The sequence below is a fragment of the Marivirga sp. genome (genome assembly GCF_024636815.1).
In the GTDB taxonomy this organism is placed as follows: domain Bacteria; phylum Bacteroidota; class Bacteroidia; order Cytophagales; family Cyclobacteriaceae; genus Marivirga.
The window spans coordinates 33,084-45,269 of record NZ_JAGXGF010000097.1; the positions used below are offsets into that span (position 1 = coordinate 33,084).

General features: G+C 34.7%; 15 protein-coding genes. 11 read left to right on the plus strand and 4 right to left on the minus strand.

All coding sequences use genetic code 11. The features are described 5' to 3' along the window. Positions 1-315 precede the first annotated feature (315 nt). Together Q0L29_RS07350 and Q0L29_RS07355 are read right to left on the minus strand one after the other, a co-directional pair. Positions 316-1,476 (minus strand): homogentisate 1,2-dioxygenase, encoded by a 1,161-nt coding sequence (locus Q0L29_RS07350; protein WP_296620390.1) that lies wholly within the window; start codon positions 1,474-1,476, stop codon positions 316-318. Positions 1,477-1,496: 20 nt separating this feature from the next. Beyond that, on the minus strand, positions 1,497-3,122 hold the full coding sequence (locus Q0L29_RS07355; protein WP_296620392.1) for a S41 family peptidase: 1,626 nt from the start codon (positions 3,120-3,122) through the stop codon (positions 1,497-1,499). Between the two features lie 105 nt (positions 3,123-3,227). Between Q0L29_RS07355 and Q0L29_RS07360 the strand changes: the two genes are divergently transcribed. From Q0L29_RS07360 to Q0L29_RS07375, 4 genes are all read left to right on the plus strand, one after another. Further along, positions 3,228-3,977, plus strand: a complete 750-nt coding sequence (locus tag Q0L29_RS07360) for a hemerythrin domain-containing protein (protein WP_296620393.1) — start codon at positions 3,228-3,230, stop codon at positions 3,975-3,977. A 51-nt stretch (positions 3,978-4,028) separates the two neighbouring features. Then, on the plus strand, positions 4,029-4,442 hold the full coding sequence (gene ruvX, locus Q0L29_RS07365; protein WP_296620395.1) for a Holliday junction resolvase RuvX: 414 nt from the start codon (positions 4,029-4,031) through the stop codon (positions 4,440-4,442). A 3-nt stretch (positions 4,443-4,445) separates the two neighbouring features. Next, positions 4,446-5,003, plus strand: coding sequence for a peptide deformylase (gene def, locus Q0L29_RS07370; RefSeq protein ID WP_296620397.1), 558 nt, complete (start codon positions 4,446-4,448; stop codon positions 5,001-5,003). Positions 5,004-5,144: 141 nt separating this feature from the next. Next, the gene (locus Q0L29_RS07375; RefSeq protein WP_296620399.1) at positions 5,145-5,798 is read left to right on the plus strand and encodes a tetratricopeptide repeat protein; all 654 of its coding nucleotides are present in this window, start codon (positions 5,145-5,147) and stop codon (positions 5,796-5,798) included. Positions 5,799-5,833: 35 nt separating this feature from the next. Here Q0L29_RS07375 and Q0L29_RS07380 read toward each other — a convergent pair whose 3' ends face one another. Then, positions 5,834-5,980, minus strand: a complete 147-nt coding sequence (locus tag Q0L29_RS07380) for a hypothetical protein (protein WP_296620401.1) — start codon at positions 5,978-5,980, stop codon at positions 5,834-5,836. A gap of 322 nt (positions 5,981-6,302) precedes the next feature. After that, complete coding sequence (locus Q0L29_RS07385) at positions 6,303-6,809, minus strand: DUF4442 domain-containing protein (protein ID WP_296620403.1); 507 nt, start codon at positions 6,807-6,809, stop codon at positions 6,303-6,305. Between the two features lie 124 nt (positions 6,810-6,933). Between Q0L29_RS07385 and Q0L29_RS07390 the strand changes: the two genes are divergently transcribed. From Q0L29_RS07390 to Q0L29_RS07420, 7 genes are all read left to right on the plus strand, one after another. Then, complete coding sequence (locus tag Q0L29_RS07390; RefSeq protein WP_296620404.1) at positions 6,934-8,061, plus strand: FAD-binding oxidoreductase; 1,128 nt, start codon at positions 6,934-6,936, stop codon at positions 8,059-8,061. Positions 8,062-8,435: 374 nt separating this feature from the next. Next, positions 8,436-9,878, plus strand: coding sequence for a Na+/H+ antiporter NhaC (gene nhaC / locus Q0L29_RS07395; protein WP_296620406.1), 1,443 nt, complete (start codon positions 8,436-8,438; stop codon positions 9,876-9,878). Then, entirely contained in the window at positions 9,875-10,459 is a 585-nt protein-coding gene (locus Q0L29_RS07400) for a 3'-5' exonuclease (RefSeq protein ID WP_296620408.1), read from the plus strand. The genes nhaC and Q0L29_RS07400 overlap by 4 nt, the downstream gene beginning before the upstream one ends. Before the next feature lie 201 nt (positions 10,460-10,660). After that, complete coding sequence (locus Q0L29_RS07405; protein WP_296620410.1) at positions 10,661-10,924, plus strand: rhodanese-like domain-containing protein; 264 nt, start codon at positions 10,661-10,663, stop codon at positions 10,922-10,924. Further along, the gene (locus Q0L29_RS07410) at positions 10,921-11,235 is read left to right on the plus strand and encodes a rhodanese-like domain-containing protein (RefSeq protein ID WP_296620412.1); all 315 of its coding nucleotides are present in this window, start codon (positions 10,921-10,923) and stop codon (positions 11,233-11,235) included. The genes Q0L29_RS07405 and Q0L29_RS07410 overlap by 4 nt, the downstream gene beginning before the upstream one ends. Further along, complete coding sequence (locus Q0L29_RS07415; protein WP_296620414.1) at positions 11,232-11,438, plus strand: hypothetical protein; 207 nt, start codon at positions 11,232-11,234, stop codon at positions 11,436-11,438. Before Q0L29_RS07410 ends, Q0L29_RS07415 begins: the two co-directional genes overlap by 4 nt. 70 nt (positions 11,439-11,508) lie before the next feature. Beyond that, entirely contained in the window at positions 11,509-12,105 is a 597-nt protein-coding gene (locus Q0L29_RS07420) for a bifunctional 2-polyprenyl-6-hydroxyphenol methylase/3-demethylubiquinol 3-O-methyltransferase UbiG (RefSeq protein WP_296620416.1), read from the plus strand. Positions 12,106-12,186 lie beyond the last annotated feature (81 nt).

Below are 12,186 nucleotides of genomic sequence, written 5' to 3' on the forward strand. Positions count from 1 at the left end.
GAAAATTTAGCGGGCCAGCGCAGGGTTTGAGGGTAGAAGCCAGCCAGAGGCTGGTCAGCCTCTGGCTGACATTAAACTTTCTTGAATTTTTGTTTCTTTTTGTTCATGCAAAAAGAAAATAGAAAAAATTGGAAACGAAAGCTTGGAAATTCAATAAGAAACATTGAAAAGTAAAATCAATTATAATGAGAAGCTTAAGAATTATCAATTTGCTTGAGATAGCTTGTGCCAATTCAATATCAAGATTAACAATTCTCAATTCGCAAACTGCGAATTGAGAATTGTTTTCATCTCCTTATAAAATTAAGAGTTAAATCATTCAGTCCAACTCATTGGATATTTCTTATCCATAAATTCTTTACCTTCTTCAGTAGCGAAAAGTGGTTTGAAAGTATCCAACATTACGGCCAGTTCTTCAGTTTCTTTTGCTCCTATACTTTTTTCTACTGTCCCAGGGTGTGGTCCATGAGGTAAACCTCCAGGATGGAGCGTAAAAGAACCTCTATCTATTCCTTTTCTACTCATAAAGTTACCTTCCACATAATACAATACCTCATCGGAATCAATATTACTGTGATTATAAGGTGCAGGAATAGCATCAGGGTGATAATCGAATAATCTTGGTACAAAAGAACAAATCACGTAACCCGCTGCCTGGAAAGTTTGATGTACGGGAGGCGGCTGATGGATTCTGCCAGTTATCGGCTCAAAATCATGGATGGATAGCGTATAAGGATATAAAAATCCATCCCAACCTACTAAATCAAAAGGGCTGTGATCATAAACATAATGATGAATATAACCGCCTTTTTTAATTTTAACATGATAATCTCCTTTGCTTTCTTCTGTAATCATTTCCTGTGGAGGATGAATATCACGCTCGCAATAAGGAGAATGTTCCAATAGTTGACCCAATTCATTTCTATATCGGCTTACCGTTTCTATTGGGCTAGCTGATTCCATAACTAGATATCGAATTTCACTTGTGTCCCATTCCAGTTTATAGATTGTGGTTCTAGGTATTACTACATAATCACCCGCTTGAATTTTTAGCTTTCCAAATTGGGAATACATATAGCCACTGCCATCATGAATGAATAATAACTCATCTGCTTCCGCATTTTTATAGTAATAATCCATGCTTTGGCGACTCGGCATACAAAGCGCCATGGAAACGTCATCATTCATCAATAATACTTTTCGGCTGTCAAGGAAATCACTTCCTGTATTTTTAACACCTGATGTATTTAAGTGAATTTGTTGTAGTGGTAAATCTTTATCAGGTTTGGCTCCATAAGCCACAGACTTTTTAATCTCCTTAACCCGAGTTGGAGGATTTATGTGATATAGATTTGAATAAATACCTGAAAACCCTAAAGAACTGACTAATTCTTCCGCATACAAACTTCCATCTGGTTGTCTGAATTGAGTATGTCTTTTAGGTGGTATGTTTCCTTTTCTTACGTAATATGCCATATTATTAAAATTCTAAAAAATTATTTCTTAGCTAATGTTTCAGCTCTATCAAAAAGTTTAAGTGCTTCCAGGAACACTTCATTCTGTTGATTAAAGATAGGGTAGAAGCCCTCATTATTCCAAATATTTCTCGCTATGTAAGCCTTGCTATAAAGTTTTATTAACTCTTTAGATTTGTTAAAGCCTTCTTCATTAAACTCAACATTATTGCTTTTAGCCAGGCTTGTCAATTCATTTAGCATTTTATCGGTCACTTGGAAATTATTGATAAATCCTTCCATTCCCATGTTCTCCAACAACTTTTTATTCTTTTCATAATAAGAGAAAGTGTATTGTCTTAAGGTATTGCTTAAGAATAATCTATTCAAATATGTTGAAGTCTGAGCAGTATCAAGCGGTACGAAATAATCAGGCATTATACCTCCGCCACCATATACAATTCTACCATTTGAAGTAGTATATTTCAATGAATCATCAAATTGGATGCTGTCAGCTACGAAATATTCCCCATGCTCATAGCGATAATTCATATCCTCTCTATATTCGTTAGGATTTTCACCAAAGGGTTTTTGAATAGACCTTCCTGAAGGTGTATAATACCTTGAGATGGTCAATCGCAATTCAGAACCATCTTTTAAAGGAACCGGCATTTGAACCAAACCTTTTCCGAATGATCTTCTTCCCACTATCAAACCTCTGTCATTATCCTGAATAGCACCCGAAACAATTTCTGAAGCGGAAGCACTTCCTTCATTAATCAGTACAATTAAAGGACTTTCTTCGAATTTTCCTTCTTTAATAGCTCTGGCTTCAGAATTGTATCTTTGCTCTTTTCCTTTTGTATAAACTATTAAGGCATTATCTTTCAAGAATTCATCTGCCATGCTGATTGCCTTATCCATATAGCCACCAGGATTATCCTGTAAATCCAATATTAATTTCTTTAAACCTTCTTCTTTCAATTTATTTAAGGCTTCCATAAACTCATTATAAGTAGTAGCGGAAAAACGGCTTACTTTAATATAACCGATTTCATCATCTACCATATAACTCACATCAACAGAAAATTGAGGAATTTTATCTCGAATGATTGTGTATTCAACCGGCTCCTTTAAGCCTGATCGCATAATTTTCAATTCTACCTCGCTGCCTTTTTCTCCCCTCAAGTTTTCATGGACTTGTCTGTTGGTTAAACCGGTCCCTGCTATGTTTTTACCATCCACAGCTATGATTTTATCGCCAGACTGTAAGCCGGCAGTTTCAGAAGGACCTCCGCTCAAAGGTGCTACCACATAAAGGGTATCATTAAAAATATTGAATTCAATCCCAATACCTTCAAAATTTCCTTTTAAATCAGCAGAAACCATTTCCAAATCTTTAGCGGGAATGTAAGAGGTATGGGGGTCTAATTCTTTAACGATTCCTTCAATGGCGCTATTCACCAATCTGTCGGTGTCCACCTCTTCCACATAGTTTTGATCAACCTGCAAAAGAATCTCTTTTATTCTTGTAATTCCCTCTAAAACAGTATCTTTATTGGAAGAAGGATTCGCCATAGTGGCGCCAATCAATATGCCTGCCGCCAAAGTGGAGAAAATGATGATCGGCAGTTTGATCTGAAATGAACTATTTTTATTGTTTTGCACGTTTAAAGATTTTTATTTTAACAAATAACGCAGGAAATTAGTAAATCGTTGGATTGAAAAGCTTTAAAATTAAATTACCTTTGTAATATACCTAAATTAGTTAAAGTGGAATACTCTCAAAAGAAAATAAAGGAATTAGTTGCAGAAAATTACGTTTTTGCTTCCGTTCTCTATTATTTAGGTATAGAATACTATGAATTTGCTGAAGATTCATTGGAAAAAGTATGCAAAACCAAGAAAGTTGACCTGAATTATGTAGTTTCTGAATTGGAGAAAATCAATCAAAATGAGGAAATAGAAAATATCAGATTATTATCTTTCCCCATTGATTTGGTGATTACTTATCTTAAACATGCTCATTTCATTTTTATAAAAAAAGATTTACCATTTTTAGTGAAATTGGTAAATAAGTTGAATAGCATTTCTCCTGATTTGGCACCGGTAGAAAGAGAAATTAAGGATGTATTTCCTTTGTTTGTGGAAGATTTTGTTCACCATATATATGAGGAAGAAGACACCCTGTTCGAATATATTTCCCAACTCAAAGCAATAGAAGATAAAAAGAAGAATCCATCTGCATTTTTTTATAAGTACCCCAACTTCAATATGCAGAAATTTGCTATTGACCATGAGGTGCATGATGATGAAATGAAAGGTATTCGTTTTTTGATGGATCAATATCCTGTGGACCAAGAATCACCACTGAATGTAAAAGTTCTTTTTTCAGAATTGGAACGCTTCGAAGATAAACTGAAAGTACACGCTAAAATTGAAAATGAAGTTCTTTTCCCCAAAGCCCTGATGCTGGAAAAATCAGTCAGAAAGAAGTTTGATTCGCTTATCCGTTTGAATTAAACAGTTTTCTTTTAGACAACCGCTAGAAATAATACAAATTTATTTGATGACATGCCTAGAGTTTTAGCAATAGATTATGGTACCAAAAGAGTTGGTTTAGCAGTAACAGATCCACTGAAAATCATTGCTTCACCCTTAGAAATGGTTCATTCCAAAGATTTAATCCTGTACTTATCCGAGTATTTCACAAAAGAAGAAGTAGAAGCTGTGGTTTGTGGTTATCCTACCAATGAAGAAGGAGAAGCTACTGACGCTACCCGTCATGTTGATGCATTTATTAATCTTTTTAGAAAGAAGTTCCCAACAATGCCCTTACATTTGCAAGATGAAAGCTTTAGTTCGCAAGAAGCTATGCAAGCCATGATACATTCCGGATCCAATAGGAAACAAAGGAATAAGAAATCGGGTAATATAGATAAAATTAGTGCGGCAATTATTTTACAACAATTTTTAGAAGAAAATTAAATTATGATTTATCCTATAGTAGCCTATGGGCACCCTGTTCTCAAAACAAGGGGGAAAGATATAGAAAAAGGGGAGATGGATGTGAAAGCATTGGTGGATGATATGTTTGAAACCATGTACAATGCAAATGGTGTTGGGCTTGCTGCTCCTCAAATTGGCAAAAGCTTAAGATTATTTGTGATTGATACTGACCCAATTGATGATGATGACGATGAGCCTAAAGTAAAGAAGGCTTTTATTAATCCGGAAATATTAAAGGAAGAGGGAGAAGAATGGGCTTTTGAAGAAGGTTGCTTAAGCATTCCTAATATTCGGGAGGATGTGAATCGTAAGCCTAATATTAGGATAAAATATTTTGACGAAAACTGGGAAGAGCACGAAGAAGAATTTGATGGATTTGTAGCTCGAGTTATCCAGCATGAATATGATCATATAGATGGCATTCTTTTTACAGACCATGTTTCAGCTTTTAAAAAGCGAATTTTGAAAGGTAAATTAGGAAATATCAGTAAAGGAAAAGTATCAGCTGATTATAAAATGATATTTCCTTTAAAGAAGTAAATAGATGTAAGTTCAGCTTGATTTTAGCTATTGTTTTAATTAAACTTATAATTAAATTTGATTAGTGCAATAAAGCTGAATGCTTCTGTAACATTGGCAAACTTATTGCATGCAATATCATTCAACATACTTATTTTCATTATGAATCGATTATCAAAAATATTAGTCTTGAGTATAACAATGGTTTTTTGTATTTCCGTTGCAGTAGCTCAGCAGAAAAAAGCCTCAGAATTTATTGAGAATGGTATCAATAAATTTGAAGAGAAAGAATATATGGAGGCTATTGTAAGCTTTAACGAGGCTATAAAATTAGATCCACAAGCGCATCAGGCTTATTATATGAGAGGTAATATCAAACAAAAATTTGCGGATGTTCATGGCGCTATGAAGGATTATAACAAAGCAATAGAAGCAAAAGCGGATTTTTCAGAAGCATATTTTGAAAGAGGGAATATCAAATATTTACTCCAGGATTATTATGGAGCGATCAATGATTATACTAAAACCATTGAGCTCAATGAAAATAATTTAGACGCATATTATAAAAGAGGACAAGCAAAACAGCAATTAGAAGCTTATCAGGATGCCATAAATGACTGTACAAAAATCATTGAAAAGGATAAAGATAATGTGGATGCTTACTATCTAAGGGGTGTTTTAAGAATTGAATACGGTCAGCTTTCTGAAGGTTGTCTTGATTTAAGCAAGGCTGGAGAGCTGGGTGATTTAAAAGCTTATGAAATGATTCGTGAAAGATGCAATGATGTAAAATGTTATCCTTCTGAATTTGAATAAAAGAAGTAAAAGAATTTAAAAAAGACCCGTGAGATTTATAATCTTACGGGCCTTTTTGGTTTCGGATACTCTTTATAAACATCTAATTTCATCACTTTTCCTCCTGTTCTTGGATTATCTTTCACTTCAATGGCAAATGAAAATTCCCCATAAGTATGCCTATTATCTTTAAAGTCGTTCAAGCCAGAGGTTGGCAGGCTATCCCGATCTGCTAGCTAGCGGACCACCCTTCTCTTTAAAAAGAGAAAGGGAACATTTTAGCAATCCTCATAAAATTTTTGATAATTAATCTCTTAATCCGTTTAAAAAAAAGATGTAAATCTGTGCGATATTTCTCCCCTCTATTCTCCGAAGAGAGGGGAAGATTTGTCAAAGACGAATCAGGGGTGAGTTTCTTTGATTAGCTTAGCAATAAGCCAATCGAGCTAGTTATATAGTAGAAAAAATTGGGAGAAAATGAAAGCAAAGAATATTTCACCCAAAGGTATTGAATTGATAAAGTTTTTAAAGCTTAGTCTTCACTTTCTTCCATTCTTTAATTTGCCAATAGATTTTCCCAGTACTCAAGTGATTTTCATTTTTGTCATACAGTTTTATTTCACACGGAATAACCACAGCATCTTCTGTTTCTAAAGGCTTTTCCACTTTATTTTTCACCCAGTCTTCATCAATGGAGAACTCAGCAAAGGCATCCATCTTCGCCTGAAAATGATATTCCATTTCCAACTTCTGCATGATAATGCGGTATTTTTTTACATCCAGCTTATATAAAATCATCAAGCCGGTAGTATATTCAGAAATGGTAGCCATCGCACAGGCATGAATTCCCTTGATATGATTCAAATTTCTTTTCTTATAGGGTAGTTTGGTTTGAATTTTATCGGGTGTAATCTTCGTGATTTTAAATCCATGCGGTTTGTTGAAAGGAATCATTCGGTTCAATCCCTGATTAAGAAGCCATAAATAAAATTTAGAATCCTGCGCTTTATTAATGATGGAAGTTAAGTTCATGAAATTGATTGTTTATCAGATTGAATTGAATTTGAAAGTGATTTTTATAAAATATTACAGGTTTTATAAAGCAATCTCGTTGAAATAGACCTATTTTTCAACTATTGATAAAAATTTATTATGCATGCTGAGTTTTTGGGAAAGAGAAAGTTTAACGAAATACGATTATATCATAGTAGGTGGAGGCATAGTGGGTTGTTCAACAGCCTACCATTTGAAGAAGAAATATCCTAAAGCTGAAATCGCCATAATTGAAAGGGGAGTTTTTCCAAGTGGTGCAAGTTCAAAAAATGCGGGTTTTGCATGTTTTGGAAGCTTGACAGAATTAGTGGATGACAGAAATGGACTTAGCGAAGACGAACAGTTAGCTTTAGTAGAGAAAAGGTGGAAGGGGTTATTAGCGCTTCGAAATATCTTGGGAGAGAAAAACATAGGCTTTGAGGAAAATGGAGGGTTTGAAGTCATTAGAAAAGCCGAACTTCCTGCCTTAGAGTATTTAGATCATTATAATCAATTGCTCAGCAGCATATTCAAGAATGATGTCTACAGCCTAAAACCTAATTTGATTCAAGAATTTGGTTTCAAGTCAAATGATATTGAAACTATTGTCTCGAATCCCTTCGAAGGACAGATTGATACTGGCAAAATGATCAAGAGTTGGTGGTCTTTGTGTAATGAAACGGGCATTAAAATCATTACGGGTTGTGAGGCGAAAGATTTTCAAGAAGAGCATGATAGTGTAAAACTACATTGCCAATCTGCTAATCAATCCTTTTACTTAGAAGCTAAAAAGTTAGCAATTTGTACTAATGCATTTGCTCAAAAATGGTTTAATAAGGAAGATATCAATCCTGGAAGAGGAATGGTTTTAGTGACTCATCCAATCGAGAATTTAAAATTTAAAGGTGTTTTTCACTATGATGAAGGCTATTTCTATTTCAGAAATGTTGGGGACAGAGTTTTGATTGGCGGAGGTCGGAACCTAGATAAATCTACTGAAGACACCACCGAATTTGGAATTAATCCTAAAATTAAATCAGCTATTCTACATGATTTGAAAGAATTGATTTTACCTGATCAAGAATTTTCAATTGATATGGAATGGTCAGGTATCATGGCATTTGGCAAAACTAAATCACCGATCATAAAAAAAATATCCGATAAAATTGCAATTGGAGTACGGCTAGGAGGGATGGGAGTTGCCATTGGTACTCAAGTAGGACAGGAATTACATGAATTGCTTGCTGACTGATAACTTGAAATAGTGTAATTTTTTTTAATATTTTAATTTAGTGTCATAGTAAGCCTGTAGGACGGGCATTATTTATTTTAGGGATTTTGGATTCAAAAAGAGGAATAGAAATAAAAATGTTTGAGACCTCCTGCAAGGAGGTTGAGTTTTTTTATTTCCCTCCTGTGAATTCAAAATATCGTTAAGAAATAAATACAGCCCTAGATTTTTGTTTACTTTTTATCAATGAAAAAGTAAAAGCCTGCCCGGCTTGAGGGCATTTGTATAAGATTCATTAATCATATATGAGTAAATTTAGGTTCTAAAATTCAAAGAGCTCCTTATTTTTATTATATTTCGAATTAATTTAAAATTAATATTTTGATTTAACTTCCATGACGGACAAGCAGCTCAAGCCAAGTTTACTACAAGCACTGATTCCAATAATATTTTTAATTTTTCTTTTAAGCTTAAATGTTTATTTCTTTGGTGATGGAACTTTAGATGGTTCTAACCAAATTGCTTTGATATTATCAGCTGGAGTTGCTGCTATTATTGCTTTAAAGGTTGGTTTTAAATGGTCAACTATGCTTGATGGCATAGTCAGCAGCATTAGTTCGGCTATGTCTTCTATATTGATTTTATTATTAATAGGTTCTTTGGCTGGTACATGGTTGTTAAGCGGTATTGTCCCCGCCATGATTTACTATGGCTTAAATATATTAAACCCTACCATTTTTCTATTTGCAGCTTGCATTGTGAGTGCGATCGTTTCAGTGGCAACAGGAAGCTCCTGGAGTACTATTGCTACATTGGGCTTAGCGTTGTTAGGAATTGGACAAACCTTGGGTATGAGCGAAGGAGTAGTAGCAGGAGCTATTATTTCAGGAGCATATTTTGGTGATAAAATGTCTCCTTTAAGTGATACTACTAATCTTGCACCCGCTATGGCTGGAACGGATTTGTTTACTCATATTCGTTATATGGCTTACACTACGATTCCATCATTATCCATTGCATTGATTATATACTTAGTTTTAGGTTTTATGAATAGCTCAGAAACCGATATCGAGCAGGTAGGCTTAGTTCAAGCGGCAATTCAGGATAAATTCAATATTAATTTATGGTTGTTTTTAGTCCCTGCAGCAGTGATATTTATGATCGTAAAAAAGATTTCTGCAATTCCAGCTCTTTTGATCGGTTCGTTATTAGGAGGTGCATTTGCAATCATTTTTCAGCCGCAAATTATTGAAATCATTTCGGGTGGTGGAGGAAATCTCTTTGAACAATCTTATAAAGCAGTGATGTTGTCTATGTATGGAGATATTAGTGTTACCACCAATAATGATATGGTAAATGATTTACTTTCCACTAGTGGGATGGCAGGTATGTTGAATACCATTTGGTTAATTGTTTGCGCTATGGTATTTGGAGGAGTGATGGAGTCAACCAATATGTTGCGAGTAATCACAGCTTCTATCATCAAATTAGCAAATTCAACAGGCTCATTGGTGGCATCAACTGCCGGAACTTGTGTGTTTTTCAATGTCACTGCTTCCGATCAATATTTGGCGATTGTAGTGCCTGGAAGAATGTTCGCAGAAACGTATAGAGAACGTGGTTTAAAACCCGAGGTATTGAGTAGAACGTTAGAGGATTCAGGTACAGTGACTAGTGTTTTAATTCCATGGAATACCTGTGGAGCAACTCAATCATCGGTATTAGGTGTTTCAACTTGGACTTATGCGCCTTATGCATTTTTTAATATCATAAGTCCGTTTATGACGATATTATTCGCATATCTTAATATTAAAATAAGAAGATTTACTGATAAATGAATTTTGTAAAGGAGATCTCGAAAGAAGAAATCAATGAATTGCCTCTTTGGAAATTTGAAGGCGAAATTACATTGGTGGAGAAAGATAAAGATTGGGAAGAGGTAATTCCCAAGCTGTGGAGAGCCGAAATATTAGGTTTTGATACCGAAGCCAAGCCTGTTTTTAGAAAAGGACAGTATAATCCTGTTTCTCTTATACAGCTGGCTACAGAAGAGGAGGTATTTCTTATCCGTAATTTAATGTGTGGTTTTCCGGGTGATTTAATCCGGATTTTTGAAGATCCTTCCATCATTAAAACGGGAGCTGCTATTCATGATGATTTGAAAGACTTGCAGAAATTAAGAAAATTTAAACCGGCAGGCTTTGAGGATATTGGTTCCATAGCAAGAGAAAACGGAATGCTACAAAGTGGCGCTAAAAATCTGACAGCGATTTTTCTTAATAAAAGAATTTCCAAAGCTCAGCAAACCTCCAATTGGGAGAAATCAGAACTCACACAAGCACAACTTGATTATGCTGCAACAGATGCCTATCTGGGTTTAAAAGTATATGAAGTTTTTGAAAGAATTGGATGGGTTTGATAATTTAATATTACCATTGATCAAAGATTTTAAGAGCGATAATTTTTAATATGGAAAGAAATTAATTTTTCATCCATTGCGTTTAATATATTCATTTTTATTCGCTAATCTAAATTTCCCATTCTCCAATATGTAACAACTGTTACTATCCTATCCTTTGAAAGTCCGTTACTTAGCATTATAATTCATAAAGAAGAAAAAATGAAAAATTCAAATAAAACAATAATTGACGTAAGGTCAGAAGGAGAATTTGCAATGGGTCACGCAGAAGACGCATTGAATATTCCTTTAAATGAAGTAGAATCTCGTGCTGAGGAAATCAGCAAGATTGAAGGTGAAATTATTTTGTGTTTTGCATCAGGAAACAGAAGTGGAATGGCACAACAGATATTGCAGTCCAAAGGGATTGATTGCCATAATGGTGGTTCTTGGTTTGCGGCTGAAAACTATGCAATGGCCTTATGAGTTTCCTGAGAAAATTATTCGGAATGGGCCCAGCTGTTGATATGAAAGCATTAGCAGATGATGGAGCTATTATATTAGATGTAAGAACAAAAGGAGAATTTCAAAGCGGACATATTAAAAAAGCAATAAATATTCCTGTTGAAAGTCTTGATTCTAATTTATCTAAATTGAAAAATAAGGATAAAGCCATTATTACTTGTTGCGCTTCCGGAATGAGAAGTGGACGTGCAAAAGGTATTTTGAAAGCAAAAGGTTATGAAAAAGTTTATAATGGTGGAGCATGGACTTCACTCAATAGAAAAATTGCATGATTAAGACTATTTTACATACCCCTTGGACTTTCATGCGCTGGCTTAGGTTGGCTATAGGGCTATATTTAGTCTTTGTAGGCATTACAGAGTCAGAAATATTTGCAGGAAGCATAGGCGCCCTTTTTACTTTTTTAGCCTTGTTTAATCAAGGTTGTGGAGGAGGAAGTTGTGCTAGCGGAAACTGCGATTTACCAAAAAAATAAAATTAGAACCTAGAGTCTAGAACCTAGATTTCGTCTTGATTCTAGACTCTAGACTCTAAAAATCCCACCAATGATTGAATTCTGGAACGAAAGATACGCCAAAGATGAATTTATTTATGGAACTGAACCAAATGAATTCTTGCGTGAACAATTAGAAAACCTACCTAAAGGTAAAATCATTTTACCCTGCGATGGAGAAGGAAGAAATGCTGTTTTTGCCGCCAAATTAGGCTGGGAGGTAAATGCCTTTGACTTCAGTTCTTCTGCTAAAGAAAAAGCTAAAGCTTTGGCTAAGCAGGAGAGTGTAAGTCTCAATTATGAAGTGGCTGATATCCATGAAAAGGATTTTAAAGAAAACTCAGTGGATGTGGTGGCTTTAATCTATGCACATTTTCCTGAAAAATTAAGAAAAATTGCTCATCAAAAAGCAGTAAAATGGTTAAAGCCCGGAGGTCGACTTATTTTGGAAGCTTTTAATCCTAATCAACTTGATAATAATACTGGTGGTCCTAAAAGTATAGACATGCTTTACACTGAATCAATGTTAAGAGATGATTTTCAAGATCTAAAAATTGAAAAACTGGAAAGTTTGGATACAAATTTGTCTGAAGGTGATTTTCATAAGGGTAAAGCTGATGTTATCAGACTTATTGCAGTTAAAAAGTAATTACTGAATTTTATTTTAGACGGAAGTCGAAATCTTTGATCGCGTTTAGCCTACATTACCTTTCATCTATCCGTGCTCTAA

Excerpts from the sequence above, each read along its gene's own strand:
- Q0L29_RS07350 (WP_296620390.1), bottom strand. The coding sequence starts at position 1,476 with ATGGCATATTACGTAAGAAAAGGAAACATACCACCTAAAAGACATACT.
- ruvX (WP_296620395.1), top strand. The coding sequence starts at position 4,029 with ATGCCTAGAGTTTTAGCAATAGATTATGGTACCAAAAGAGTTGGTTTA.
- def (WP_296620397.1), top strand. The coding sequence starts at position 4,446 with ATGATTTATCCTATAGTAGCCTATGGGCACCCTGTTCTCAAAACAAGG.
- Q0L29_RS07375 (WP_296620399.1), top strand. The coding sequence starts at position 5,145 with ATGAATCGATTATCAAAAATATTAGTCTTGAGTATAACAATGGTTTTT.
- Q0L29_RS07385 (WP_296620403.1), bottom strand. The coding sequence starts at position 6,809 with ATGAACTTAACTTCCATCATTAATAAAGCGCAGGATTCTAAATTTTAT.
- Q0L29_RS07390 (WP_296620404.1), top strand. The coding sequence starts at position 6,934 with ATGCTGAGTTTTTGGGAAAGAGAAAGTTTAACGAAATACGATTATATC.
- nhaC (WP_296620406.1), top strand. The coding sequence starts at position 8,436 with ATGACGGACAAGCAGCTCAAGCCAAGTTTACTACAAGCACTGATTCCA.
- Q0L29_RS07400 (WP_296620408.1), top strand. The coding sequence starts at position 9,875 with ATGAATTTTGTAAAGGAGATCTCGAAAGAAGAAATCAATGAATTGCCT.
- Q0L29_RS07405 (WP_296620410.1), top strand. The coding sequence starts at position 10,661 with ATGAAAAATTCAAATAAAACAATAATTGACGTAAGGTCAGAAGGAGAA.
- Q0L29_RS07410 (WP_296620412.1), top strand. The coding sequence starts at position 10,921 with ATGAGTTTCCTGAGAAAATTATTCGGAATGGGCCCAGCTGTTGATATG.
- Q0L29_RS07415 (WP_296620414.1), top strand. The coding sequence starts at position 11,232 with ATGATTAAGACTATTTTACATACCCCTTGGACTTTCATGCGCTGGCTT.
- Q0L29_RS07420 (WP_296620416.1), top strand. The coding sequence starts at position 11,509 with ATGATTGAATTCTGGAACGAAAGATACGCCAAAGATGAATTTATTTAT.